Source organism: Streptomyces sp. NPDC104367, assembly GCF_055583825.1.
Map to the genome: position 1 here is coordinate 41863 of NZ_JBVJND010000035.1, position 24071 is coordinate 65933.

The window sequence follows — 24071 nt, forward strand, 5'->3', positions numbered from 1 at the left end:
CGGCGGGCCCTGAGCCATCAGGGCCCCGCCGACCCCCAGGCCCCCGTTTCAGACCACAGACTTACAACCCTGAGAGGGATTGACGCATAGTGCTCGACGTCAACTTCTTCGACGAGCTCCGGATCGGCCTGGCCACCGCGGACGACATCCGTCAGTGGAGCCACGGCGAGGTCAAGAAGCCCGAGACGATCAACTACCGCACCCTCAAGCCGGAAAAGGACGGGCTCTTCTGCGAGAAGATCTTCGGCCCCACCCGGGACTGGGAGTGCTACTGCGGCAAGTACAAGCGCGTCCGCTTCAAGGGCATCATCTGTGAGCGCTGCGGCGTCGAGGTGACCCGCGCCAAGGTGCGCCGTGAGCGGATGGGCCACATCGAGCTGGCCGCGCCCGTCACGCACATCTGGTACTTCAAGGGTGTCCCGTCGCGCCTGGGCTACCTGCTGGACCTGGCGCCCAAGGACCTCGAGAAGGTCATCTACTTCGCGGCGTACATGATCACGTTCGTCGACGAGGAGCGCCGCACCCGCGACCTGCCCTCCCTGGAGGCGCACGTCTCCGTGGAGCGCCAGCAGGTCGAGAACCGCCGGGACGCCGACCTGGAGGCCCGCGCCAAGAAGCTGGAAAGCGACCTGGCCGAGCTGGAGGCCGAGGGCGCCAAGGCCGACGTGCGCCGCAAGGTGCGCGAGGGTGCCGAGCGTGAGATGAAGCAGCTGCGCGACCGTTCGCAGCGCGAGATCGACCGCCTCGACGAGGTGTGGACCCGCTTCAAGAACCTCAAGGTCCAGGACCTGGAGGGCGACGAGCTGCTCTACCGCGAGCTGCGGGACCGCTTCGGCACGTACTTCGACGGTTCGATGGGTGCCGCGGCGCTGCAGAAGCGCCTGGAGTCCTTCGACCTCGACGAGGAGGCCGAGAAGCTCCGCGAGATCATCCGCACCGGCAAGGGCCAGAAGAAGACCCGTGCGCTCAAGCGCCTGAAGGTCGTCTCCGCGTTCCTGCAGACCAGCAACAGCCCCAAGGGCATGGTGCTCGACTGCGTGCCGGTCATCCCGCCGGACCTCCGCCCGATGGTGCAGCTGGACGGTGGCCGCTTCGCGACCTCCGACCTGAACGACCTGTACCGCCGTGTGATCAACCGGAACAACCGACTGAAGCGCCTTCTCGACCTCGGTGCGCCCGAGATCATCGTGAACAACGAGAAGCGCATGCTCCAGGAGGCCGTCGACGCGCTGTTCGACAACGGCCGTCGTGGTCGCCCGGTCACCGGTCCCGGCAACCGCCCGCTGAAGTCTCTCAGCGACATGCTGAAGGGCAAGCAGGGTCGATTCCGTCAGAACCTGCTCGGCAAGCGTGTGGACTACTCCGCGCGTTCCGTGATCGTCGTCGGTCCGCAGCTGAAGCTGCACCAGTGCGGTCTGCCGAAGGCCATGGCGCTGGAGCTCTTCAAGCCGTTCGTCATGAAGCGGCTCGTGGACCTCAACCACGCGCAGAACATCAAGAGCGCCAAGCGCATGGTGGAGCGCGGCCGCACCGTCGTGTACGACGTCCTCGAAGAGGTCATCGCCGAGCACCCGGTGCTGCTGAACCGTGCGCCCACCCTGCACCGCCTCGGCATCCAGGCCTTCGAGCCGCAGCTGGTCGAGGGCAAGGCCATCCAGATCCACCCGCTCGTCTGCACCGCGTTCAACGCGGACTTCGACGGTGACCAGATGGCCGTGCACCTGCCGCTGTCCGCGGAGGCGCAGGCCGAGGCCCGCATCCTGATGCTGTCCTCGAACAACATCCTCAAGCCCGCCGACGGCCGTCCGGTGACGATGCCGACCCAGGACATGGTCCTCGGTCTGTTCTTCCTGACGACCGACGGCGAGCTGCGCGACACCAAGGGCGAGGGCCGCGCGTTCGGCTCCACGGCCGAGGCGACCATGGCGTTCGACGCCGGCGAGCTCGCGCTCCAGTCCGCGGTCGACATCCGCTTCCCGGTGGGCACCATCCCGCCGCGCGGCTGGACCCCGCCGGCGCAGGAGGAGGGCGAGCCGGAGTGGCAGCTGGGTGACACCTTCCGCCTGCGGACGACCCTGGGCCGCGCGCTCTTCAACGAGCTGCTGCCCGAGGACTACCCGTTCGTCGACTACTCGGTGGGCAAGAAGCAGCTCGGCGAGATCGTCAACGACCTGGCCGAGCGCTACCCCAAGGTCATCGTGGCGGCGACGCTCGACAACCTGAAGGCGGCCGGCTTCTACTGGGGCACCCGCTCCGGTGTCACCGTGGCCATCTCCGACGTCGTCGTCCCCGAGGCGAAGAAGGCGATCGTCGCGGGTTACGAGGCGCAGGACGAGAAGGTCCAGAAGCAGTACGAGCGCGGTCTGATCACGAAGGAAGAGCGCACTCAGGAGCTCATCGCGATCTGGACCAAGGCGACCAACGAGGTCGCCGAGGCGATGAACGAGAACTTCCCCAAGACGAACCCCATCTTCATGATGGTTGACTCGGGTGCCCGAGGAAACATGATGCAGATGCGGCAGATCGCCGGTATGCGTGGTCTGGTGTCGAACGCGAAGAACGAGACCATCCCGCGTCCGATCAAGGCCTCGTTCCGTGAGGGCCTGTCCGTGCTGGAGTACTTCATCTCCACCCACGGTGCCCGTAAGGGTCTGGCCGACACCGCCCTGCGTACCGCCGACTCGGGTTACCTGACCCGTCGTCTGGTGGACGTCTCGCAGGACGTCATCATCCGCGAGGAGGACTGCGGCACCGAGCGCGGCCTCAAGCTGCACATCGCGGAGGTCGGCGCGGACGGCGTGCTGCGCAAGGCGGACAACGTCGAGACCAGCGTGTACGCCCGTGCGCTGGCCGAGGACATCGTCGTCGACGGCGTGGTGCTGGCCCCGGCCAACACCGACCTCGGTGACGTCCTCATCGACGAGCTGGTCGCCCGCGGCGTCTCCGAGGTCAAGACCCGCTCGGTCCTGACCTGCGAGTCCGCCGTCGGCACCTGCGCCATGTGCTACGGCCGCTCGCTGGCCACCGGCAAGCTGGTCGACATCGGTGAGGCGGTCGGCATCATCGCCGCCCAGTCCATCGGTGAGCCCGGTACCCAGCTGACGATGCGTACCTTCCACACCGGTGGTGTGGCCGGTGACGACATCACCCAGGGTCTGCCGCGTGTCGTCGAGCTCTTCGAGGCCCGTACCCCGAAGGGTGTCGCCCCGATCTCCGAGTCGGACGGTCGCGTCCGCATCGAGGAGACCGAGAAGACCAAGAAGATCGTCATCACGCCGGACGACGGCAGCGACGAGACGGCGTTCCCGATCTCGAAGCGCGCCCGGCTCCTGGTCAGCGAGGGCGAGCACGTCTCGGTGGGCCAGAAGCTCACCGTGGGTGCCACCAACCCGCACGACGTGCTGCGCATCCTGGGCCAGCGTGCCGTCCAGGTCCACCTGGTCGGCGAGGTCCAGAAGGTCTACAACTCGCAGGGTGTGTCGATCCACGACAAGCACATCGAGATCATCATCCGGCAGATGCTGCGCCGCGTGACGATCATCGAGTCCGGCGACGCCGAGCTGCTGCCCGGCGAGCTGGTCGAGCGCTCGAAGTTCGAGACCGAGAACCGTCGTGTGGTCCAGGAGGGCGGTCACCCGGCCTCCGGTCGTCCGCAGCTCATGGGTATCACCAAGGCCTCGCTGGCCACGGAGTCCTGGCTGTCGGCGGCGTCCTTCCAGGAGACGACGCGAGTCCTCACCGACGCGGCGATCAACGCCAAGTCCGACTCGCTCATCGGCCTCAAGGAGAACGTCATCATCGGTAAGCTCATCCCGGCCGGTACGGGTCTGTCCCGCTACCGCAACATCCGGGTCGAGCCGACCGAGGAGGCGAAGGCCGCGATGTACTCGGCCGTCGGCTACGACGACATCGACTACTCGCCGTTCGGCACCGGCTCCGGCCAGGCCGTTCCGCTGGAGGACTACGACTACGGTCCGTACAACCAGTAGTAGTGGGTTCTGAAGGGCGGTCACCCCGTGGCAACGGGGTGACCGCCCTTCGGCGTCTCACCGGGCGGTCAGCTCCAGGGCCGTCACCACCACCGCGGCGACGGCGGCCAGCGCGCCGATGCTGGCCAGCGGCCACCGTGTCCGCTCCAGCGCGTCCAGGCGCTGCTCGTGGTCGGCGAGCTGCCGGTCGGTCTGGTCGCTGCGCTGGACCAGCAGCGCGAGCGACCCGTCGACCCGGGCGAACCCGGCCTCGACCGTCCCGCGCAGCCGCTCCAGCTCGACGGCCACCGCGGTCGGGTCGGAGAGGGAGTGGGCGGCGGAGGGTTCGGTCATACGTCCCCCCGTTCCGTGTCCGGCCGGGCCAGCCTCATGAGGTCGGCGTCGGCGTTCGCCGCCCCGTCCGTCCGCAGCCACGCCGGCAGCAGCGCCTGTACGGCGGGCAGGGCCATGACCCGGGTGACCCCGGCCGCGACGGCCAGTGCGCCGGCGGCCCAGGGCAGGGTGTCCGGGATGCCGGCGGCGTCGACGACCGCCGGCAGCAGGACGCACAGGCCGACAGCGGTCTGTACGACGGTACGGAGGGTGCGCCTGGCGGCCTCTGACATCGTGCACCTCGTTTCTTCGGGACCGGGTCAGGAGCTGTACGGGACCTTCAGCGCCGCCCAGGACTTCGCGCCCGGCCAGCCGTCGGCCGAGGAGCCGGTGTAGCCGAGCCTGCGCTGCCACTTGGCGTACGAGGCCCGGTCGGCCTCGGTCCACTGGGGGCCGGGGCCGAAGGAGTAGGCCGAGCAGCCGTTGGCGATCAGGCGCCTGCCCATCGCGGTGACGATCGCCGACCGCGGGTTCTTCCTGAACCACTCGGCGCCGGGGAAGGGCTGGTGGGCGGGGGTGGCGGGGGAGGTCTTCGACTGGAGCCGGGCGGTGACGCGGCCGCGGAAGTCCGCCATCGCGAAGCCGCGCGGGTCGATCTTGGTGTTCGTCCACTCCTTGTGGCCGATGACCGACCGCGCGCTCCAGCCGTGCGCGCGGCACAGGGCGGCGGACGCGCGGACCATGGCGTCCAGCTGGACGTCGGGCCAGGGGTCCTTGCCGTCGCCGAGGTTGACGCACTCGAAGCCGTAGAAGTGGACGTTGCCGTCGGTGTTGTTCTGGTCGGGGGCGGGGAGTGCGGCGCTCTCGGCGACGACGGCGGCGAGGACGTCGGCGTCGCCGCTGCCGGCGTGGTTGGCGCGGCCGTTGCCGACCAGGTGGACCGTGCCGTCCTTGGCGATGACGCCGTGGCAGAGCGGGCCGGGCAGGTCGGAGCGGCCGTCGTAGCAGAGGCTGACGGAGGCGCTGGTGCCGGTGGTGACGGTGTGGTGGATGATCACGCCGTTCACCGGGCCCCAACCGCCCTTGCTGTTCCGGTTGTGGGTGCGCCAGCCGTCGTGCTCGACGACGGTGACGCCCTCGGCCTTCAGCGCGGCGACGAGGGCGTCGGCGGTGAGGGGTGTGGACATGGGGTTCCCTTCTGGAGGAGGGCATGAAAAAACCCGGGCCGGGGTGGGTGGCTCGGGTGTGTGTGCGGTGTGCGGTGTGCGGGTTCGTCGTGGCTGGTCGCGCGGTTCCCCGCGCCCCTTACGGGGTGTCGGGGTCGGTCGAGCCGTCGTCGGTCGAGCCGCCGTCGTCCGATCCGCTGTCGTCCGATCCGTCGTCGCCGGAGCCGGAGCCGGAGCCGGAGCCGGAGCCGTCGTCGCCGGAGCCGTCGTCCGTGGGGGTCCACTTCGTGCACAGGGCCGTGTAAGCGGCCGTGTTGGCGGTGAAGTTGGTGAGGGCCGCGGCCACCGCGCGCTGGATCGCCGTCTGGTCGGGGACCACCGGGTCCGTGCCGACGGGCAGCACGCTGACCCGGCCGTAGCCGCGCAGCACGGAGTTGTTGGTGCCGGTCTCGGTGAACTGGGCGGTGATGTTGACCGGGGTGTACGCACCGGTGATCGAGTCCGGGCCGATGATGTCGCTCAGGCTGGTGTCGGAGACGTTGACGTGGATGGTGTGGCCGGCCTCGGTGAGGGTGGCGCGGCCGGCGAAGTCGATCGCGAGACCCCAGGGCTGGCCGGTGTCGATGTCCATGTGTTCCTCGTGTTCCTCTCAGGTCTGACGGCCGTGCATCAGCACGGGGTTGGCGTAGACGGTGCCGGAGGTGCTGGTCACCTGGGCCTGCACCTCGACCTTGAGCAGCGTGCTCTGGAAGACCGAGCCGAAGTCCGAGCTGACCGCCCCGGTGTAGTCGAAGTCCGAGCCGGCGCTGACCGTGCTGCCCCACTGGACCCCGTTGACGAGGACCTGGACGGAACCGGTGGCGCCGGAGCTGACCCGGGTGTTCATCAGGAGCCGCATCTTCGGCTGCCAGACGGTGTTGTAGGACATCGCGATCGTCGTCATCGAGGTGGACGTGGTCTGCGGCCAGCGGGTGGCGGTCGAGTCCTGCGGGGGCAGCATGGTCAGCCAGGGGCGGGCGAGGCCGCCGGTGTTGACGTCGTCCGAGACGATCTCGTGGCCCTTGGAGTCGTAGATGCGCAGCGGCTGCATCGAGTCGGCGGTGCCGTCGCCGTTGTACAGGCTCATGGCCAGCTCGCCGGTCTGGCGGCGCATCGCCAGGCCGTACTCGGAACCGGTCCACCTGCCGACGGCGAAGATGGCGGAACCGCCGGACGGCGGCCGGACGGCCAGCGCGCCGCCGCCGGTGATCTCCACGCTGCCGCCCGTGACGGTGTTCTGGGCGGGCCGGGTGTTGACGGCGGTGGACAGCTGCTGGATCCGGCGTTCCATCTGGGTCAGCCGGTCGATGATGTCTTCGGGGAGCTGGGGCATCAGGCGGCCTCCTCCAGGTAGAGCTCGGCGGTGTCCGGGCGGCCGCGCTGCGCCGGGCTGACCTTGACGCCGATGATCCGGTAGCGGGTGTCCAGGCCCTCGGTGAACCACTCGTCGGTGATCCGGACGCGCGCGGTCCGGCCGAGCAGCGCGGTCGGCACCAGGTCGTCGAGGCGGATGCTGATCTCGGGGATGACCACCGCGCCGGTGGCCGCGGCCAGTTCGGCGCGGGCGAGCGCGTCCAGGGTGCTCTGGTCGGTGATGTCGTTGTGGTCGGAGGTCAGGTCGATGCGCGGGTGGCCGGCGTGCCCGGCCCCGGTGCCGATGAGCTGGTCGGCGACCGCGACCGTGGAGGTCAGCGGCCGGGACTCGCTGGCCTGGTCGCTGTTGGTGGAGGCGCCGCGGGCCCGGGCGGTGGTGCCGCCGCGGGTGGCGTCGCGCGGGAAGGAGTACGACAGGATCGTGCCGGGCCGGTCCAGCACCAGGTCGGTGGAGCCGGTCTCGATCCTGGGGTGGCCCAGCACCAGCCGGCGCACCCGGCCCCCGGAGACCGGGTCGGTGTAGACGGTGACGTGGTACTCGAAGCCGTTCTCCAGGGCGGCCAGCGAGTCCAGCGCGTCCTGGTAGGTGGTCTCGTCGCCGTCCCGGTAGGTGACCGTGCGGTACACGCCGGAGGTCTCGGTGCCGGGGGTGACCAGGATGTTCCCGCCGTCCAGCCCGGTCTGCAGGTCGTTCCACAGGTTCCGGGCGATCTGGAGCTGGTCCAGGTCGGCCCAGGAGAGCGTGTAGCCGGGGTCGTACGCGGGCTGCGGTGCCCGGATCGTCCGCCGTCCCGCGTACGACTCGAAGGTCGCCGCCTGGATGCCGAGGGTGAGGACGCCCTGGTCGTCGCTCTGGAGGGTGCTGGTCCAGATGATCCCGCCCCACCACAGGTCGGTGCCGCGCTGGAGGTAGACCGAGGTGCGGCCCTCCTCGACGCGGCGGACCCGGGCGGCCATGTCGGCGTTGGGCACGGGCACGGTGCCGGAGAGCGAGCCGGCCTTGCCGATGTAGTCGTCGACGGTGACGTCGCGCAGCGGCAGGATGTCGATGGTGCGGTCGGTGAGCAGGTCGCAGAAGATCGCGCGGTAGGGAGTGTTCGTGGTCATGGGGTGTCAGCTCCTCGGCCGGCCGGCGGTCACAGCACGAAGCACGTGGAGATGCGCAGGTTGTTGCCGACCTGGATCACCCCGCTGGTCGCCCAGGTGATGAGGTAGACGGAGCCGTCGGTGGTGATCCGGACCGAGCCGCTGGCGTATCCGTCGCTCGCGATCGCGTAGCTCTCGGTCACGGGCCGCCATCCGGAGGGCAGGGTGGCCATCAGCTCGTCGGTGACGTTGCCCGGGTTGGTGGTGCCGGCGGCGGTCGCGGTGAGGCTGCTCGTCGTCCGGGCGAGGCCGAGGGTGAACGAGCAGACGCCCTGCGTGCGGCGGGCGCTGAAGGTGCTCAGGCTCCAGCTGCCCGAGGCGGCCGCGCCGCTCGTGGTGGTCTCCACCACGAGCGGCGGCTGGTAGTCGGCCCAGGCCGTGCCGGACCAGCGCTGGAGCACGCCGCCGACGTCCCGGTACTGGCCCGGGTAGGCGCCGACGGCGGTGTCGGTGGTGACCGGCAGGATGCCGCCGACGGCCACGGTGGCGGTACGGCGGCCGGTGAGGGCGGTGGTCCAGTCGACGGCACCCGCGCCCGCGCTCGCGTTGGCCGCCACGGCCACCTCGTACAGCGGCAGCGACAGGGCCGGTGCGGCCGGCACCACCGGAACCGCGGCCGGGGTGCCCCGGACGATCTCGACCACGGCCTCGTCGCGGCCCAGACCGTCGTACAGGTTGTCGTACACCCGCAGCACCACCAGGTCCTTGCGGGCGTACTGGGCGTCGCCGTCGGCGAAGGTGAGGCTCAGGTACTCGGTCAGCGCGACCGGGTAGGCGCCCTGGGCGTCGGTGCCCTGGACGATGGCGCGGCCGGGGCTGACGGTCGCGGTCATGGTGCCGGTGGCGCCGGTGAGGGTGAAGCCGGAGATGCGGTACTGGCCGTCCGACGAGCCGGGCAGGATGCCGGAGCGGGTGGCGACGGGCGAGGTCGGGGTGAGGGCGCCGAGGGCGACGAGCCGGGTGTCCTCACGGCTCTGGCTGTCCGGGGACAGCCAGCCGGAGCGTACGGGCATGGTGAACTCCTGGGTGGGGAAGGTCAGGCGGCCGGGTCGACGCGCACATGGATGTTGTCGAAGGAGCAGGTGACGGCCGCGTCGTTGGAGCGGTAGAGGGCGGTCACCGTGTAGGTGGTGCCGGCGGTGAGCGCGTAGCGGAACACGGTCGACGCGGAGGCGGCGATGGTGCCGCCGTAGCAGGCCGCGTACTCGTCGTTGCCGGCCAGGACGACCGTGCTGCCCTGGGTGATCTGCGGGGCGACGAACGCGGTGGCGGTGGTGGACGAGACGGTGCGCATCCGCGCGCCGATGCCGATCAGCACGGCGCCGGTCGGCGGGGCGGTGAACGTGGCGGTGAGCGCGGTCACCGCGGAGTCCGTGAGCGCGGCCGTGTAGGTCGTCGACGCGGTGGTGCCGGCGTCCAGGGACGAGGCGAACGCCGGTGGTGCGACGGCGGGCAGCCAGGCGGCGCCGTTCCACCGCTGGAGCACCCCGGCCGAGGAGTCCCGGTACTGCCCGGTGTAGCCCGCCGCGGTGAGGGCGCCGGCCGGGGCGATGCCGCCGGTGCCCTGCGGGTAGGCCACCCAGGCCGAGCCGCTCCAGCGCTGGAGCACGCCGCCGATGTCCCGGTAGTGGCCGGGGTAGCCGCCGGCCGCGGTGTCGTCGGAACGGGTCGGCAGGATGCCGCCCGGCCCGACGGTGACCGGGCGCACGTCGGTGGCCGCGGTGGCCCAGGTCAGGCCGCTCGCGTTCGCCGGCACGGCCACCCGGTACAGCACCAGCGAGGTGTCCGGGACGGCGGGCGCGGCCGGGGTGGCGGCCGGGGTGCCCGGGACGATCTCGACGGCGGCCTCGGAGCGGCCGGACGCGTCGTAGGTGTCGTCGTAGACGCGGAGCACGACCAGGTCGATCCGGCCGTACTGGGCGTCGCCCGCGGCGAGGACGAGGTCCACCGGCGCGGTGACGGCCACCGGGTGGGCGCCGCGGTCGAGGGTCGACTGGATCACGGCCCGGCCCGGTGCGATCCGGGCGGCGAGGCCGCCGTCGGTGCCGGACAGCCCCAGCCCGGTCAGCAGGGACGATCCGCCGTCGGAGCCCGGCAGGACTCCGGAACGGCCGGTGCCCGGGCCGGTCGGGGTGAGGGCGCCGATCTGGTTGGTCCGGGTGTCCTCGCGGCTCTGGCCGTCCGGGGACAGCCAGGCGGAGCGTACGGTCATGTCAGCGGACCTCCGGTGTCAAGAAGCGGATTCGTAGGTGCCGTGGATGGACAGCACGTCACCGGTGGTCCAGGTGAAGGGCAGGGACTTGTCCCAGATGCCGGTGCTGGTGGCGAGGGTGTCGCGCACCGAGCGGATGACGCCGCCGCCGGTCGTCGCGAGCAGCGCGGAACCCTGGTAGAGCAGCGAGGTCGAACTGTCGAACGCCTCCGCGTTCAGCACCCGCCCGTCCAGCTTCCAGGCGACCGAGGTCGGTGCGGTGGGCAGGGAGAACGTCCAGTTGGCGTTGGCGTCCTGGGCGGTGAGGTTGGTCGTCGATCCGATCTTCAGATAGACCCGGACGTGGACGACCGTCCCGGTCTTCACGTAGGAACCGGCGAGCGTGCCGTTGCCGATCGTGGGGGCGGTGCCGGTCTCGGCGCCCCAGACCGGCGTGTAGTCGGTCCAGGACGGCACCGGCTGGTACGACACCCAGGCCGAGCCGTTCCAGCGTTGCAGCAGACCGCCGGAGGAGTCCCGGTACTGCCCGGTGTAGCTGGCGGTGGTGACGGCCCCGGCCGGGGCGATGCCGCCGAGCGCGCTCGGGTACGCCACCCACGCCGACCCGTCCCAGCGCTGGAGCGCGCCCCCGGAGTCGCGGTACTGGCCCGGGTAGGCGCCGTTGCCCGTCTCGCCGTAGACCGGCAGGATCCCGCCGACGGCGACGGTCGGGGTGCGCAGGTCGGTGGGGGCGGTGCTCCAGTCGAGGCCGCCCTTGCCGGCGCTGGCTCCGGCGGGGACCCTGACCTGGTAGATCGGCAGCGCGATGGCCGGGGCGGCGGGCGCGACCGGGGTGGCGGCCGGGGTGCCCTGCACGATCTCCAGGGCGGCCGTGGTCTGCCCGGAGTTGTCGTACAGCGAGTCGTGGATCCGCAGGACGACGAGGTCGATGCGCGGGTTGCCGGCGTCGCCGTCGGCGAAGGTGAGGCTCGCCGGTTCCGGCAGGGTGACGGGGTAGGCGCCCTGGGTGGCGCCGGCCGCGACGACGGCCCGGCCCTCGTGGACGGTGGCCTTCATGCTGCCGCCGGTCCCCTCCAGCCAGAAGCCGGACATCCGGTACTGGCCGTCGTAGGAGCCGGGCAGGATGCCGGAGCGGACTTCGAGCGGGTTGGCCGGGGTGGTCGCGCCCAGCTGGGTCAGCCGGGTGTCCTCGCGGGTCTGGCCGGTCTCGGCCACCCATGAGCTGCGCAGGTTCATCTACGGGTCTCCCGTGGTGTCGTGGCGGTCGGGCTGGCGTTCGTCACCGTGCGGCGGTCGTCACCATTCGGCGGTGCGCCAGCGCACGGAGAGCTGGGCGCCGGTGCCGTAGGTGTCGGGGCGGAACGCCAGCTGGGCGCGGCCCGGTGCGAAGGCGAACAGCTCCTCGGGGCTGCTGTCGGCGGCGGCCGTGTGACGGCGGGAGGCGGTGGCGTTGAGGGTGACGGTGCCCTCGGCGGTGTCGACGACCAGCTCGTCGCCGGCGGCGAGCTCGATCTCGTAGCGCAGCCGGCGGCCCGAGGTCCGGTCGGTGAGGGTCGGGTTGGTGCAGGGGCCGGTGAAGGTGAGCACCGGGTGGGTGGGCGCCGAGCCGTCGTTGTCGGCGCTGATGTCCCCGGTGGAGGTCGCCTGTCCCCAGTACAGCGGCCAGGTCAGCGGCCAGGTCAGCCCGCTCTCCGGCTGCGGGGCGCCGGTCACCGCGGCCTGCTCGTCGACCGAGTAGCGGCGCGGGTCGGTGGCGTACCACTGCACGGACGCCTTGGAGACGCCCTGCGTGGTGTACGTCCGGTCGGCGGCGAGCACGCGCTGCGAGACCCGGGCCCGCACGGCGAGCGTCTCGCCGTGCAGCCGCACCGCGAGCCAGCGCTCCGCGTCGCCGAGCAGCAGGGCCTGGCGCAGGGCGCGGGTCGCGGCGAGGACGGAGGCGGTGTCGTCGGACGGCGGCACGGTCCACACCGTGCCGCCGACCTTGCGGGGCTTGGCGTAGCGGGCGCCGGGCCAGGCGCCGTGCGCGGTGGGGTGGTCGGCGTCGGTGGTGTCGTAGTCGGGCAGGTCCTCCCACCCGGTGAGCCCGTCACTGCCGATCTCGTACGGCGTGCCGGGGCCGAGCAGCAGTCCGGCCCACTGCATCTGCCCGTCGCGGGTGATGAGTGAGCCGGGGGGAACGTCGTCGGTGTACGCGGTCGTGGTCAGGTCGGCCATCGGGCCTTCACCTCGCAGGGGTCGGTGCCGTCATGCGCGGGCGTGGGCGGAGGCCAGGAAGAGCAGGTCGGTCGCGGTGGCGTGGGCGCCGGCGCGGTGGCTCTCGTGGAACTCCTGGATGCGGTACGGGCGTCGGGCCGCCGCCCCGGGGTACCTGCGGGACAGGGCGGTGAGCGGCAGGACGCGGCCGGTGCGGTGTGCGGCGCCGGGGACGGCGACCCCGCCCTCCGCGAGCATCGGGATCTTGCTCAGGTGCACGCCGAACTTCTTGCCGAGGAGGTTGAAGCTGAGCTTGTTCAGCCCGTCGATCACCCAGTTCGCGAAGGCGACGAGCCCCTGGATCGGGCCCTTGACCACCCCGGCGACGGTCTGCGCGCCGGTGGTCACGAACTGGCCCATGGCGTGCAGGGCGCCGGAGGTGGCGTCCTTGACGCGGGTGAAGCCGCGGGGGATGTCCTTGGCGATCCAGTCCAGCACGGGCCGTACGGCGTTCTTCAGCCCGCTCCAGATTGCCGACACCCTGCCGCTCAGCGCCCGGGTGTCGCCGGTGGTGAGGGCCTTGAGGACGGCGAACCCGGCGCCGATGAGGGTGCCGAGGGCGCTCAGGACGCCGGTGACGACGGTGAGGTAGCCGGTGACGTACGTGCCGACCACGGTCGCGATGGCCTTGAGGAGCGGGGTGAGGAGGGTCAGGTAGCTCTGCACGTACTGGAGGATCAGCCTGGCGAGCTGGTCCATCAGCCGCTGCCCGGTCTCGGAGTTCATCGCGAGGTCGAGCAGCCAGCCGGCGACGGGCAGCAGGATGCCGGTGACGAAGCCGATGGGGTTGGCCCGGGTCAGGACGTTGACCAGGATCATCACGCCGGAGGCGATGGTCATGGCGGTGCCGAAGGTGTCGAGGAGCCCGCCGAGGACACCGGATGCGGCGATGAGCGAGCCGACGACGCCGAACACACCGCCGAGGCCGTCCTTGAGTTTTCCGAGGGACTTCCCCGCGCTCCTGACCCTGCTGCCGACGGACTTGAGGCCCGAGGCTGAACCGGTCGCGGTCTGCCCCGCCTTGGTGACGGAACGGGCGGCGGCGTCGGCGCTCGACCTGATCCGCTGGACGGCGGTGGCGCTCTGGCCTGCGGGGGTGCGCACGCGGTCGAGGTCGCTCGCGGTGCCCCCGACGCGATCGCCGAAGGAGCGGAGACCGGTCCCGGTCCGCTCCACCCTGGTCCGGAAGGATCGCAGTGCGGGTACGGCAGCCTTGAACGGGTTGCGCAGGGCCGCGCTGCTCATCCGCGCGCCTTCGCCAGGAACATCAGCGCGTCGGCGGTGCGCTGCGGGCTGCTGGTCTCGGCCGCGTAGTAGTGCTCGATGTGCAGCGCGCCCGCGCTGTCGGCGGCGCCGGCTGCCGAACCGCGCGCGGCCGCCCGCTTCAGCAGCCGGTCGAGCTTGCTGAGCGGCAGTACGGCCTCCGCCTCACCGGCCTCCGCGAGCAGCGCCGGCACACCGCCGGAGCGGGGCAGGACGACACCGCCGGTGGCCAGTGCGGGGATCCTCGGCAGGCTGACGCCGAAGGTCTTGCCGCCGACCATCGGCACCCAGCCCGGGATGGAGACGTGGATGCCGTTGAGGGCGCCGATCGCGGAGTTGATGATGCCGATGACCGCGTTGATCGGGCCGCGGACGGCGCCCTTGATGCCGTCGAAGGCACGGCCGGCGATGCCCTTGAGCCCGCCCCAGATGCTGGACAGCCGGTCCTTGACCGCCTTGAAGGCGTTCGGGACGGCGGACCTGATCCAGCTGACGACCGGCGAGATGACGGCCTTGATGCCCTTCCACACCCCGGAGACGACCGAGCGGATCGCGTTGAGCACGCCGGTGATGATCGTCTTCCACATGGTGACGTAGGTGCGGATGACGGTGGCGACGGCCTTCACGATGTTGCTGACCGCCGTCTTGATGCCGCTCCAGACCGACTTGATCAGCTTGCCAGCGTTCTTCATGATCGGCCCGATGGCCTTCATGACGTTGCTGATCACGGTCTTGATGACCTCGAAGGCCTGCTTCAGGACCCGCTGCATGGTCTTCGAGTTGGTCACCATGTCGATGACCTTGTCGATGAGCGGCTGCAGCAACTGCATGAGCAGGCCGAAGAAGTTGCCCTTCATCGACTTGTTCATCTTGTCCTGGCCCTTGGCCGCCTTGCTCGCCCCGGACTCGTACTTCCCGAGGTTCTTCCCCGCGCTGGAACCGGTTTTGCCGGCCTTCCCGAGCGACTTCTCCGCCTGGTCGGATGCGGACTTGAGGTCCTTCAGCTCCTTTCCCGAGTCCTGGGCCGCAGACTTGAGGCTCTTGAGCTGTCCGGCCCCCTTCTGTCCGGCGCTGCCGACGTTCTTCGCGGCCGTACCGGCGCCGGAGGCCTTCTCCTTGAAGTCCTGAAGGGAACCGGACGCCTTTTTCAGTGAACTGACGAGGCTCATGTTCTGTTCTCCTCGGCGTGGGTGTCAGTTCGCGGCCGTGCCCGCGAGCGCACGCATTTCCGCGTTGAGGTCACGGATCGAGCCGGCGAGTGTGTCGACGGACTGGTGGTTCTTCGCCGCGCTCTCCAACTTCTTTGCGGCGGAGGCCATCTGGCGTATGGCACGGGGGGTGGCGAGACCGCGCACCTTCTCGCGATAGGTGCCGATCTCGGTGTTGAGGAGTCCTATGGCGTCCTTGACTCGGCCGACCTCCTCCACCGAGGGGAGCCGTGGCTGCCGGACATCGGCCTGCTCCTCCGGCTGGAATCCCCAACTGCCGTTCTCGGTGCGGTCGAAGGACCTTCGAACTCGTCGGTTCTCCGGAATCGCGGTCCTGAAGAGGCCGAACTGTCGCGTGCTTCCTGTGAACGAGAGGGTCAATTCCTTGATCTTCGCCACGATGCCGACGACGAGAGCGGCTGCGGCACTCAAAGCGGTCACCATCAGGGCAAGTTTGCCGAGGGCATCGGTGCCGTTCGCGACGGCGAGAATCTCCTTGATGGGGGAGATGTCTTTGATGATGTCCTTGAAGCTCTTCTTCTCGTCTTCATCATCTTTCTTCTCCCCGTTCTGGATGGCCTCCTTGAGGTCTTTTATCTTGCCGTCGAAATGCCTGATCGTTACAGAGGTCTTGGAGCTGCTGTCGAGTTTCTGCTCGATGTCGGTCAGCTTGTCGTACACCTCATCCGTGTTGTGCTGTGCTGTGCCATGAGTTTCCTTCCCCTCGATGGTCGCGGGTGCCTGAAAAACGGCTAATGTCCCAAAAGGGGCTGTCCACAAGTGAAGGCATCGCCGGGAGAATCTTTCTTGCCCGAGTTCTTTTCCTCCGCTATCCTTTGACGGGATCATTGGAACGTGGGGGGGGGGGAATGAGACTCTGGTACTTCTTCATCTCCGCAGGGCTCTTCTTGGTATCGGGGATTTTCTTCTTTGTTTCCTTCTCGGCCTGGGAGAGCGCCCGAAGGGTCGCGGAAATACCGGCGAAACCAAAGCTCATCGCCGCAACGGCTGGAGCGGGTCTGGTGTTCTTGGGGCTTTCGGTATTCCTTCTCACGCTATGAGTCCGGTTCTGGTCCGAAGTGTCCGCAAGGGCTGAAGCAAGTTATTGACCTGTTGCTGCGGAAGTCCATGCTTGTTGTGCTGCTTGGCAGGCTCGATGTGAACCCTTGGCATTGAACGGCGGGGGGAACGGATTGTGGTCGGTTTAGGCGCGACGGTTTCTCAGGTCGGATGAAGTCCGGCAGGGCGAGGCAATCCTAGGTGTGGTGGTTTCGGCCGTATATGAGCGAAGGAATCCGCAGTGCGGCAGGAGCGGCTTCTTGAAAGACATCCACTATCGGGCGGAGTGCTTCGCTGTGTTCGTCTCGACGTCGTCTATCAGTGCGAAGCCGATGAGAGGCACTACGTCACGATGCCGGCCGAGGATCTTGGACTCGCGGAGGACGAGTCCGTAGTCCGCCTCGTGTACGACCCTCGCAAGCCGGACCGGGCGACGAGGAGTTGGCCGACCGGGCCCAGTCTTCTTGCGGCGCGCAAGATCTTCATGTCTGGAGCGGAGGGGGCCGTTATGGGACACCTCCTTCGAAGAGGGCGAGGTCAGGCGCCGATGGAGTCGGCGGCGTGAGCGGATGCAGTGGCGAGATTCTGGAACATCTCCTTTACTTTGTCCGCGTTGTTGTGGAGTTCCTTCGCGGCCGTGGAGATGTCCCGCAGCATTCCGGGCCTGGGCAGCTTTTCGTGATCGAAGGCCGACATCTTCTGGTTGAGCCTGTCCGTGGCGTTGGTCAGATCGTCGAGATCCGCGGTACGCAGTCGTTCGGTCACTTTCTCCAGCGCACGGCCCAATCGGTTCGCCGCGCCGGCCGTCTGCTTCATCTTGGCTGCGGACGGGAGCTTCGACTTGATTCTGTCGAAGGTCTCGATTCCGCTGTTGACCCTGCTCATCGCCTGTCCCAGCGAGTGTGCGTCGCCTGCCGAGGGCAGTCCCGAGGCGCTGCGGCCCAGCTGCCGTGTCCGCTGACGGAACTGCCGCGCGTGCTCCCGATGTGCCTGCTGTCGCTCCCCGGAGGTCTGTTCCGGCCGGAGACCCAGCCGCCCGTCGTCGTCGCGTCCGAGGTAGCGGCGGCCTCCTGGCAGGCGGCCGGTGATGTTCAATGTCAGGCTCTTGAACACTGCCAAGAAGCCTTTGACCTTCTCGACGAGGCCGGTGATCAGCGTACGGATCTTGCCGTAGAAAGCGATGAAACCGGCGACAGCGGAACCGACCAAGATGATCTGCGCCAATATGTCTTTACCGTGGAAAACATCAATGACCTGCTTGAAGAGGGCCAGGATCTCCTTGACGATCGGCATTTCCTTGATGAGGTCCAGGCCGCTCGGATTCTTCTCCTCGGGGGTTTTGCCTCCTTTCTCGATGGCCGCCTTCAGGTCGGCGATCTTTGAGTCGAAGTGGCCGGCTGTGACCTCGGACTTGGAATTGTTTTCGATTTGCTGCTTCAGTTCGGCGAGTCGGTCGTATACCTCGTCCGTGGTGTGATTTCCCATGTGGCTGCTCCTCGCTGATGTCGCCCGCCTGGGGTTTTGTCCCCTTTTGGGGCTTGCCTGCGCCGTGGGCCCCCGGTACCCTCGGAGGATCGTGCGGGATTAGGGGGGGAAATGGTAGATTTTCTGTTCTGGGTTATCGGGAGCCTCTTCCTTTTGGGCGGATTGCTCCTTTTTTATGTCGCTTTTCTGATGTTCCTGATGTGGCGCAAGGACGAGAAGGAGGTTCCCTTCGCGAAATTCCTGCTATGGCTCTGTGCGGGCGTTGCCGCAGAGGGGCTCATGGTGGTTTTCTACACGTTCAAGCCCTGAATTCAGGTATGCCGGGCGACCGGAAATGGCGCATGAAAGGCACGCTCTCCGCGGATGACGGGGATCGGGACGGCGTGGTCCGTGCCGGCGGCGAGCGCGGTGTGCGCGGGTCAGGAGGCCCTTCCGGCCGGCTGCGGGCCCGGAGCGAAACTCGCCAGAGCCGTGAGGGAGCCGTCCATGTCGATGCCGGAGCCTGTCCTGGAGGCGATCCGGATCAGCGGGATCGCGGGAGCGTCCCCGGTGTCACTGCGGTGGCAAGGGTCGGCTCAGGGCTTCGGTGAACTTCGTCCAGGCCGCCCGGTGGACCGTGGTCGAGGGGAGCAGCGGGTCCTTCGAGTCGCGGATGGCGATCAGGGGGCCGGCGGTGGCTATCTCGACGCAGTTGTTGGCGGACGCCTCGGAGTACGAGGACTTGACCCACTTCAACTCGGTCACGACGGCTTCCTCTTACAGCTCCTTGATGATGCCGAGAACGGCGTCCCTCGACTGGCTGCGATTCAACGCTACTTGTTCGGCCGCGTCCATACGACGTCGGAAGTTGGCCAGTTGACCGGGGGCGTCGATGAAGACGGCACCGTTGGGTGAGTCCACCTGCACGGTGTCGAGGTGAGGGCTGGAGGCTGCCGCGTAGAGCACGGAGTCGCCGCACAGGGGGAAGCCGCCGGCGCTGAACGGGATCACGAGGAGCGTGACGTTCTCGCGCTCGCTCTCCGCGAGCAGGTGGCTGAGCTGGGCGCGGGCCACCTGCCGGCCACCCACCCGCATCCGGAGCGCGGTCTCGTGGATCACGCCCCGGTAGGGCACCGCCGGCTCCTTGGTGATCACCGAGCGGCGGGCCAGGCGCTGGGCGATGCGCAGCTCGACCTCAAGGCGCGGCAACGCGGGGATGAACAGGTCGAAGAGGGCGCGGGCATGGTCCTCGACCTGGAACATGCCCGGCAGGTGCGCCGTCTGGAGCGTGCGCAGCGACGCCGCATGGTGCTCCAGTTCGGCCAGGTCCAGGAAGTCCGGGGGCACCTTGCCCCGGTACTCGTCCCACCAGCCGGAGTTGCGCCCGCCCGTCATCGTCGCCAGCGCGTCGATCAGTGTCGGGTCGTCGCACTCGTAGATCGCGGCCATGCGCCGTAGCCGCCGCTCGCTGATGCCGAAGCGACCCGCCTCGGTGTTGGAGATGGTGGTGCGGTCGGTGCCCAGGAGTTCGGCCGCCCGCGGGGCCGACATCCCGGTGGCTTCCCGTAGCCGTCTCAGCTCGGTACCGAAACGGCGCTGCCGGACCGTCGGGGCCTGCCTCGGTGCCATGTCGTCCTCTCGTCGTTCGCGCACAGTCTGCCGACCTGCCCCGGACCCGTCCATCGAACATCGGAGTTCAACTCGTTGGAGTGAACTCGGTCTCACGGGTTGGGAGTTATCGCTACGGTGTGACGCAAGCCACTCCCCGACTCCCGTGAGGTGAACCCATGGACTCCTGCCGCTTCGACACCACCCCCACCCGTGTCGGCTGGGACGGTTCCGCTCTCGATCCGCTCCGGCCCGTCGCCGAGGCCCGGTGCCGGGCGCGGGTGTGGGTTCAGGAGCGTTGGCTGCTGCCCGAGTTGGCGGACTCCGTCGAGCTGGCCGTCGGGGAGTTGTGCGCGAACGCCGTACGGCACGGCGGCGGGCTCGCCGGGCTGGAACTGGTGCTGGGGCGGGCCGGGCTGCGGTTCGCGCCGCCGTCGCTTCGGGTCGTGGTGGTCGACCGGGAGCCGGGGCGGGCGCCTCGACTGCCGCTCGGAGGTGACCCGTTGGGGGAGAGCGGACGCGGGCTGCGGCTGGTCGAGGCGGTGTCGCGGCGGTGGGGGTGGCACCGGGCGGGGTGCGGCGAGAAGTCGGTGTGGTGCTCGTTCGCCCTGTGAGCCGCGGGCGGTGAACGGCTACGGGCGGCTTCGGCGGGCTTCCGTGAGGGCGTCGGTCCAGCCGGCGGCGTAGGCGCGGGATTCGCGGGTAAGCAGTTCCTCGTACACCCGGTCGAGCAGTGTCTCGCGGTCGGGTGCGGGGGAGTGCAGGAGATGGGCGAGGCGGGTGTAGGTGTCGATCGGCTGCTGCGGGGAGTTGCTGGTGCCAGTCGCCATGTCGTCGTCCTGCTTTCCGGTCTGTCCGCTGGGCTGGTGGTACAGGTGTGCGCTCCCGACGCGTTCGAAGCGTACGTTCGAACTAGTGTACGAGTAATCCGGTGGTGTCGCTCCGTGTTTGCGGAAGCCGTTTTATTTCACTCTCCGTTGCCGCCCCGGCCGGACCTGGGGAGATGTCAGGGTGCAGTGGATCTTGTGTCAGATCCGTGGAGTAGGATCCGGCCGTTCTCCCGTCGGTGAATCGAAAGTGAACGGTGTGGCCTGACAACGGACCTGAGGGCCTGTCATACGACGGCGGACGGCGACCGGGCGGCCGTCCTCGCGCGGGGGGCGCGATGGGGGCAGGGACGAGAGCAAGGCCTACGGGGTGGACGGGGACGCGAATAACGCGCGGCAACGGCACGTGATCGACTGGCTTGAACAGGCCTCCGATCTGCCACATCTCATCGCTCGTCTCTCCGAGCTGGTCCTGAGTTTCGGGTACGAACCCGAGGATCTGGTGATCCTTCCCCGCGGTGAGCTCGACCGCCGGGAGACGGCCGCCTACAGCGCGGGCTGGGCCGACGTGGTCGACGAGCAACTCCCCGCTGTGCGGCGGGCGTACGAACAGCGGATCACCGCGGCCTATCTCCAGGGGCAGGAGGACGCCCGGACCGGACGCCGGCCCCGGCGCGCCCGCCGTCCCGAGGGGGAGCGGGAACGGGCCCAGGGCGGTGAGGTCATTCCGCTGCCCTATGTCCAGTTACTGAGGCCGCCGTCCGAATTGACGCGGGTAGAGCAGCGCGGCGAGCGGGAGCGGTCCGTCGCGGACCAGACACCGTGGGACGGCATCGTCGACGAGGTCGACGTCCTCGACGACTTCGACGACGCCGAGGACGACGACGACATCGGCATGGGCGTCGACGGCGGTGGGACGGACGCCGGGCCCGGGGCCGACACGCTGCTGTCCGCGCGCGAGGTGCGGGAGAAACGGGTGGCCCCGGCCCCCGCCGAACGGCGTCCGGTCGTACGGCGGAACGGGCGGCCCAGCGTGCCTCCGTTGCAGCGGGACGCTCCGGGCGGAGGCCGGGACAAGGGGCGCCGCGGGGAGGGTGGTGGGGAGCGCGGGGCGCAGGAGGCCGCGGATGCTCCCGGCCGTCGGCTCTCCGACAAGGCCCGCGCCCTCGCGGACGAGCTGGAGGGCCGGGCCCCCGGTCGGCGCCGGGACGAGTGAGCGGGCCGACCGGGGCGGTGCCGTACAGGTGAATCAGCCGAAGAAACGGGCCAGTTGTACGGCCGAGGGCGCCGAGTCGGCGGGCCCCGGCGCGTCCGCACCGGGGCTCGGGGCCGACTCGGACTGTGCCGCCTCCCCGCCGCGAGAGCCGCCACGAGAGCCCTCGTGCGAGCCGTCGTGCGAGCCCTCGTGCGAGTCGTCGTACGAGGGCCTCGGTACCGGTGCCGGTGCTTCCGGCTGGTCGCCCTCCTCCGAGTTGACGCACGCGAACATCCAGTTCGCGGCCGCCAGATGGTCCACCACGGCGGCGAGGAGATGGTCGGACACCGACCACTCGGCGGCCTCGCCGTGCAGCTCCCTGTTCAGCGCGCTGTCGCGCGGCAGGTGCTTGACGAGCAGCGCGAGGCGCCGTGCGGTCAGCGTCTCGCGATGCCAGTCGAGCAGGTCGATGCCGTAGTAGCGGAGCAGGTCCGCTTCGAGGGCCTCGGCGTGTTCGTCCACGAACCCGACGAGGCTCAGCCTTCCCCCAGGCCGAGCCCGGTCTCCTTGCCGTAGGCCTCCAGGATGGCGGCGATGTCCTGCATGGTGACCTCGTGCTGTTCGAAGCGGGTGAACTGCTTCTCGCCGAGCAGCAGGCGCAGCAGCCCGTCCACGTCGTTGTCGTCGAGCTTGCGCAGGGCCTTCGCGGTCGCGCGGGTCAGCTCCGTGGGCAGGGTGTAGCTCTCGCTGTCGAGTTCGAACGACCAGGTGCGGCCGAGGGCTTCGAGGCGCTGGGCGCGCGCCGCGTTGACGTCGAAACGGGCCATGGGGACTCCTTGGGCACAGAGGAAGCAGAGGAAAGGCGGTGGGGGAGGGGTCCGGGGTGGGACGGACCGGGGGCCGTCCCACCCCGGCGGGTCAGGACGCGGCGTACGCGGCGTCCTTCATCACGAAGCTGGCCAGCGCCGAGCCGTCGGCGGCGGCCATCGCCGTGTAGGTGATGCCGAGCTGGGCCGCCGACTTGCGGGCCAGCTTGATGTCGTCCGCCGCGGTGACCTGGCCGCGCGGGATGCCGAAGCGGTACGTGACGGTGGTGCCGTCGCTCGCCCGGACGTCCGTGAACTCCAGGCCGAGGGCGCGCACGTCGGCGAACGGCCGGTCGGCGATGTCGTACTTGTAGACACCGGTCGAACCGGTCACCGCGTCCACCGTGCCGCCGCCCATGAAGAACGGCAGCGTGTCCTCGTTGAACTGCATCAGCGAGAACTTCAGGGTGAGGTCGCGGTCCGAGTACACGAAGTGCACCGGGCTGACGGCCTGCCACACGTCGACCGGCTCCAGCTTGTCCTTCTTGGAGAAGGTGACGCCGTCGCCGGAGGTGAAGCCGAGGTTCTTCCAGCTCGCCCAGTCGGTGGCGGTGTCGGAGGAGAAGGTCGTCGGCACGGCGGTGTCGGCGGTGGCGACGTAGAGGCGGCCTACGCCGGCGATGCGGATCTCGGAGGAGTTGGTTCCTGCCATGGTGGTCTCTCCTTGTGACGAGTGATTGTTCGGGTGAGGTGCCGTACCCGGCGGTGTCCGGGTACGACGAAGGCCCCGCCGGGGCGGCGGGGCCTTCGGTCTGTGGGGTGGGGGGCGTCGTTCCCTGGTCGTCCGTCCGTCAGTAGACGTCGACGTACACCTTCATCACGGTGACGTAGCGGTTGGCGGCCGAGTAGAGATAGTCGGGCAGCCAGCGCGGGCCGTCCTGTTCCTCGACCTCGGTGACGAGGTTCGTGCCGTACCGGTTGTCCGCCATCGACAGCAGGATCTGGCGGGCGTCGTTGGCCAGGACGTGCGCGGCCTGCTTCGTCGGGCCGTACACCTCCAGCTCGATCAGCGGCTGGTCGACGTGGCGTTCACCGACCCAGGCGCCGCCGCGGCGGTTGACGAAGACGGCGGCGGCCGTGCCGTCGAAGCCGGTCGGTGCCTGTACGGCGACGGTGGCGCCGGAGAGCCGCGGGTCGTCCTCCAGGACGTCGACGATCATCGCCTCGACGTCGGGGAACGAGGCGGGCGGGGTGGGTGTGGTCATGCCGGATCACCTCGGGGCAGCGGGTGGATGCGTGCGGAGGGGGCGGGGCGCCGGGCACAGCTCCGCCGCTGCACCAACTGTGACAGAGAGCGTGCGCGCACGCAACTAAGTCGCGGAAGTGATCGAGAAGGGGTGATCGGGGGGATGGCTGGGGGGCTGGGGGGATGGCTGGAGTGGGGGAGGGGGTTCGGTGCGAGTGCGGGAGCTCCCGTCGGCCCACGGGTCTCCTCGGCGGTGCGTCCGGCGCCGGAGGCGGCATTCAGTCCGCGGTCGTCGTCGCCGCGTCCATCGGCTGGTCGTACGCGTCGTTCGGCAGGAACTGCTCCACCACCCGCACGAACATCTCCCGTCGGTCCGCGGGCACCCCCAGCAGGTCGGCGACCTCCTCCAGCGTGGGACGGCGGTCGAACTCCGTGCTCGGCGCCGGGGCGGTCAGCCGGTCGTGCGGGTCGGCCAGCTCCTCCGCCGTCAGGCGGCCGGAGCGGATGAGCATCTCGCGGACCGGGACGCCCAGCACGCGGGCGAGCCGGCGCGTGGTCTCCAGGTCCGGCATGCTCTGGCGTTGCAGCAGGCGGGTGACGGCGGCCCGGTGCACCCCCGCCTCGTCCGCTATCCGCGACTTGCCGCCGCCGCGCGGACTGTCGATGTCGTAACCGCGGTCGCGCATCAGGTCTTCGATCCACGCCGCGAACGCGTCCAGATCCTGGCTGGTCATCTGAGGGCTCGCTTCCTTTAGAGGGCAGCAAGTTTAGCTTGCTTGCGCGCGCAGAATTACGTGCTCTCGTGCAAGCGCTGAGGAAAGTCCGTGCGATACGGGAGATTCGGCCGTGAAACGTGCCCGAGTGATCCCGATCCTTCCGTGATCTTCCGAATGGGTCGCTG

Annotated in this window: 26 protein-coding genes; 4 read left to right on the top strand and 22 right to left on the bottom strand. The window is 69.5% G+C overall.

Annotated features, from left to right (window positions below; translation table 11 throughout):
• Positions 1-89 precede the first annotated feature (89 nt).
• A complete protein-coding gene (locus tag ACZ619_RS37500; RefSeq protein ID WP_469608941.1) occupies positions 90-3989 on the top strand; it encodes a DNA-directed RNA polymerase subunit beta' in 3900 nt (1299 codons plus the stop codon).
• 57 nt (positions 3990-4046) lie between these two features.
• Here ACZ619_RS37500 and ACZ619_RS37505 read toward each other — a convergent pair whose 3' ends face one another.
• The 14 genes from ACZ619_RS37505 to ACZ619_RS37570 form a co-directional block, all read right to left on the bottom strand.
• Positions 4047-4322 carry a hypothetical protein gene (locus ACZ619_RS37505; RefSeq protein ID WP_469608943.1) on the bottom strand — a complete coding sequence of 92 codons (276 nt, stop codon included), beginning with the start codon at positions 4320-4322 and terminating at the stop codon, positions 4047-4049.
• Positions 4319-4594: a hypothetical protein gene (locus ACZ619_RS37510; protein ID WP_469608945.1), complete on the bottom strand. Its 276-nt coding sequence runs from the start codon at positions 4592-4594 to the stop codon at positions 4319-4321. Before ACZ619_RS37510 ends, ACZ619_RS37505 begins: the two co-directional genes overlap by 4 nt.
• Before the next feature lie 27 nt (positions 4595-4621).
• Positions 4622-5488, bottom strand: a complete 867-nt coding sequence (locus ACZ619_RS37515) for a peptidoglycan-binding protein (RefSeq protein ID WP_469608948.1) — start codon at positions 5486-5488, stop codon at positions 4622-4624.
• Positions 5489-5606: 118 nt separating this feature from the next.
• A complete protein-coding gene (locus ACZ619_RS37520) occupies positions 5607-6098 on the bottom strand; it encodes an ATP-binding protein (RefSeq protein ID WP_469608950.1) in 492 nt (163 codons plus the stop codon).
• A gap of 18 nt (positions 6099-6116) precedes the next feature.
• Positions 6117-6839, bottom strand: coding sequence for a hypothetical protein (locus tag ACZ619_RS37525; RefSeq protein WP_469608953.1), 723 nt, complete (start codon positions 6837-6839; stop codon positions 6117-6119).
• Positions 6839-7987: a hypothetical protein gene (locus tag ACZ619_RS37530; RefSeq protein WP_469608956.1), complete on the bottom strand. Its 1149-nt coding sequence runs from the start codon at positions 7985-7987 to the stop codon at positions 6839-6841. The genes ACZ619_RS37525 and ACZ619_RS37530 overlap by 1 nt, the downstream gene beginning before the upstream one ends.
• A 29-nt stretch (positions 7988-8016) precedes the next feature.
• A complete protein-coding gene (locus ACZ619_RS37535) occupies positions 8017-9039 on the bottom strand; it encodes a hypothetical protein (RefSeq protein WP_469608958.1) in 1023 nt (340 codons plus the stop codon).
• 23 nt (positions 9040-9062) lie between these two features.
• A complete protein-coding gene (locus ACZ619_RS37540) occupies positions 9063-10238 on the bottom strand; it encodes a hypothetical protein (protein ID WP_469608961.1) in 1176 nt (391 codons plus the stop codon).
• Positions 10239-10256: 18 nt separating this feature from the next.
• Entirely contained in the window at positions 10257-11474 is a 1218-nt protein-coding gene (locus ACZ619_RS37545; RefSeq protein ID WP_469608967.1) for a hypothetical protein, read from the bottom strand.
• A 60-nt stretch (positions 11475-11534) separates the two neighbouring features.
• Positions 11535-12455, bottom strand: a complete 921-nt coding sequence (locus ACZ619_RS37550) for a phage distal tail protein (RefSeq protein ID WP_469608970.1) — start codon at positions 12453-12455, stop codon at positions 11535-11537.
• Between the two features lie 30 nt (positions 12456-12485).
• A complete protein-coding gene (locus ACZ619_RS37555; RefSeq protein ID WP_469608973.1) occupies positions 12486-13739 on the bottom strand; it encodes a phage tail family protein in 1254 nt (417 codons plus the stop codon).
• Complete coding sequence (locus ACZ619_RS37560) at positions 13736-14926, bottom strand: phage tail protein (protein WP_469608976.1); 1191 nt, start codon at positions 14924-14926, stop codon at positions 13736-13738. The genes ACZ619_RS37555 and ACZ619_RS37560 overlap by 4 nt, the downstream gene beginning before the upstream one ends.
• 24 nt (positions 14927-14950) lie before the next feature.
• On the bottom strand, positions 14951-15646 hold the full coding sequence (locus tag ACZ619_RS37565) for a hypothetical protein (protein WP_469608979.1): 696 nt from the start codon (positions 15644-15646) through the stop codon (positions 14951-14953).
• Between the two features lie 915 nt (positions 15647-16561).
• Positions 16562-17509 (bottom strand): hypothetical protein, encoded by a 948-nt coding sequence (locus ACZ619_RS37570; protein WP_469608982.1) that lies wholly within the window; start codon positions 17507-17509, stop codon positions 16562-16564.
• 111 nt (positions 17510-17620) lie between these two features.
• On the opposite strand from ACZ619_RS37570, the gene ACZ619_RS37575 reads away from it, so the two are divergent.
• The gene (locus ACZ619_RS37575; protein WP_469608984.1) at positions 17621-17818 is read left to right on the top strand and encodes a hypothetical protein; all 198 of its coding nucleotides are present in this window, start codon (positions 17621-17623) and stop codon (positions 17816-17818) included.
• Positions 17819-18061: 243 nt separating this feature from the next.
• Here the strand turns inward: ACZ619_RS37575 and ACZ619_RS37580 are convergent, their stop codons facing one another.
• On the bottom strand, positions 18062-18253 hold the full coding sequence (locus tag ACZ619_RS37580) for a DUF397 domain-containing protein (RefSeq protein WP_469608986.1): 192 nt from the start codon (positions 18251-18253) through the stop codon (positions 18062-18064).
• Positions 18254-18265: 12 nt separating this feature from the next.
• Positions 18266-19117, bottom strand: a complete 852-nt coding sequence (locus ACZ619_RS37585) for a helix-turn-helix domain-containing protein (protein WP_469608987.1) — start codon at positions 19115-19117, stop codon at positions 18266-18268.
• Between the two features lie 158 nt (positions 19118-19275).
• Here ACZ619_RS37585 and ACZ619_RS37590 point away from each other — a divergent pair, with 158 nt between their 5' ends.
• A complete protein-coding gene (locus tag ACZ619_RS37590) occupies positions 19276-19710 on the top strand; it encodes an ATP-binding protein (RefSeq protein ID WP_469608992.1) in 435 nt (144 codons plus the stop codon).
• Positions 19711-19728: 18 nt separating this feature from the next.
• Here ACZ619_RS37590 and ACZ619_RS37595 read toward each other — a convergent pair whose 3' ends face one another.
• Positions 19729-19926, bottom strand: coding sequence for a hypothetical protein (locus tag ACZ619_RS37595; RefSeq protein WP_469608993.1), 198 nt, complete (start codon positions 19924-19926; stop codon positions 19729-19731).
• 403 nt (positions 19927-20329) lie between these two features.
• On the opposite strand from ACZ619_RS37595, the gene ACZ619_RS37600 reads away from it, so the two are divergent.
• Positions 20330-21139: a hypothetical protein gene (locus ACZ619_RS37600; RefSeq protein WP_469608995.1), complete on the top strand. Its 810-nt coding sequence runs from the start codon at positions 20330-20332 to the stop codon at positions 21137-21139.
• A 33-nt stretch (positions 21140-21172) separates the two neighbouring features.
• On the opposite strand, the gene ACZ619_RS37605 is transcribed toward ACZ619_RS37600, so the two are convergent.
• From ACZ619_RS37605 to ACZ619_RS37625, 5 genes are all read right to left on the bottom strand, one after another.
• Positions 21173-21589, bottom strand: a complete 417-nt coding sequence (locus ACZ619_RS37605; protein ID WP_469609086.1) for a hypothetical protein — start codon at positions 21587-21589, stop codon at positions 21173-21175.
• Positions 21590-21654: 65 nt separating this feature from the next.
• Positions 21655-21945 (bottom strand): hypothetical protein, encoded by a 291-nt coding sequence (locus ACZ619_RS37610; protein ID WP_351487295.1) that lies wholly within the window; start codon positions 21943-21945, stop codon positions 21655-21657.
• Positions 21946-22036: 91 nt separating this feature from the next.
• The gene (locus tag ACZ619_RS37615) at positions 22037-22636 is read right to left on the bottom strand and encodes a phage tail tube protein (protein ID WP_469608998.1); all 600 of its coding nucleotides are present in this window, start codon (positions 22634-22636) and stop codon (positions 22037-22039) included.
• 139 nt (positions 22637-22775) lie between these two features.
• Entirely contained in the window at positions 22776-23189 is a 414-nt protein-coding gene (locus tag ACZ619_RS37620; RefSeq protein WP_469609001.1) for a hypothetical protein, read from the bottom strand.
• Positions 23190-23448: 259 nt separating this feature from the next.
• Positions 23449-23904: a helix-turn-helix domain-containing protein gene (locus tag ACZ619_RS37625; RefSeq protein ID WP_469609003.1), complete on the bottom strand. Its 456-nt coding sequence runs from the start codon at positions 23902-23904 to the stop codon at positions 23449-23451.
• Positions 23905-24071 lie beyond the last annotated feature (167 nt).

Excerpts from the sequence above, each read along its gene's own strand:
- ACZ619_RS37525 (WP_469608953.1), bottom strand. The coding sequence starts at position 6,839 with ATGCCCCAGCTCCCCGAAGACATCATCGACCGGCTGACCCAGATGGAA.
- ACZ619_RS37520 (WP_469608950.1), bottom strand. The coding sequence starts at position 6,098 with ATGGACATCGACACCGGCCAGCCCTGGGGTCTCGCGATCGACTTCGCC.
- ACZ619_RS37510 (WP_469608945.1), bottom strand. The coding sequence starts at position 4,594 with ATGTCAGAGGCCGCCAGGCGCACCCTCCGTACCGTCGTACAGACCGCT.
- ACZ619_RS37530 (WP_469608956.1), bottom strand. The coding sequence starts at position 7,987 with ATGACCACGAACACTCCCTACCGCGCGATCTTCTGCGACCTGCTCACC.
- ACZ619_RS37555 (WP_469608973.1), bottom strand. The coding sequence starts at position 13,739 with ATGAGCAGCGCGGCCCTGCGCAACCCGTTCAAGGCTGCCGTACCCGCA.
- ACZ619_RS37585 (WP_469608987.1), bottom strand. The coding sequence starts at position 19,117 with ATGGCACCGAGGCAGGCCCCGACGGTCCGGCAGCGCCGTTTCGGTACC.
- ACZ619_RS37610 (WP_351487295.1), bottom strand. The coding sequence starts at position 21,945 with ATGGCCCGTTTCGACGTCAACGCGGCGCGCGCCCAGCGCCTCGAAGCC.
- ACZ619_RS37540 (WP_469608961.1), bottom strand. The coding sequence starts at position 10,238 with ATGACCGTACGCTCCGCCTGGCTGTCCCCGGACGGCCAGAGCCGCGAG.
- ACZ619_RS37560 (WP_469608976.1), bottom strand. The coding sequence starts at position 14,926 with ATGAGCCTCGTCAGTTCACTGAAAAAGGCGTCCGGTTCCCTTCAGGAC.
- ACZ619_RS37620 (WP_469609001.1), bottom strand. The coding sequence starts at position 23,189 with ATGACCACACCCACCCCGCCCGCCTCGTTCCCCGACGTCGAGGCGATG.
- ACZ619_RS37535 (WP_469608958.1), bottom strand. The coding sequence starts at position 9,039 with ATGCCCGTACGCTCCGGCTGGCTGTCCCCGGACAGCCAGAGCCGTGAG.
- ACZ619_RS37575 (WP_469608984.1), top strand. The coding sequence starts at position 17,621 with ATGGTAGATTTTCTGTTCTGGGTTATCGGGAGCCTCTTCCTTTTGGGC.
- ACZ619_RS37570 (WP_469608982.1), bottom strand. The coding sequence starts at position 17,509 with ATGGGAAATCACACCACGGACGAGGTATACGACCGACTCGCCGAACTG.
- ACZ619_RS37505 (WP_469608943.1), bottom strand. The coding sequence starts at position 4,322 with ATGACCGAACCCTCCGCCGCCCACTCCCTCTCCGACCCGACCGCGGTG.
- ACZ619_RS37515 (WP_469608948.1), bottom strand. The coding sequence starts at position 5,488 with ATGTCCACACCCCTCACCGCCGACGCCCTCGTCGCCGCGCTGAAGGCC.
- ACZ619_RS37590 (WP_469608992.1), top strand. The coding sequence starts at position 19,276 with ATGGACTCCTGCCGCTTCGACACCACCCCCACCCGTGTCGGCTGGGAC.
- ACZ619_RS37615 (WP_469608998.1), bottom strand. The coding sequence starts at position 22,636 with ATGGCAGGAACCAACTCCTCCGAGATCCGCATCGCCGGCGTAGGCCGC.
- ACZ619_RS37625 (WP_469609003.1), bottom strand. The coding sequence starts at position 23,904 with ATGACCAGCCAGGATCTGGACGCGTTCGCGGCGTGGATCGAAGACCTG.
- ACZ619_RS37550 (WP_469608970.1), bottom strand. The coding sequence starts at position 12,455 with ATGGCCGACCTGACCACGACCGCGTACACCGACGACGTTCCCCCCGGC.
- ACZ619_RS37595 (WP_469608993.1), bottom strand. The coding sequence starts at position 19,926 with ATGGCGACTGGCACCAGCAACTCCCCGCAGCAGCCGATCGACACCTAC.
- ACZ619_RS37545 (WP_469608967.1), bottom strand. The coding sequence starts at position 11,474 with ATGAACCTGCGCAGCTCATGGGTGGCCGAGACCGGCCAGACCCGCGAG.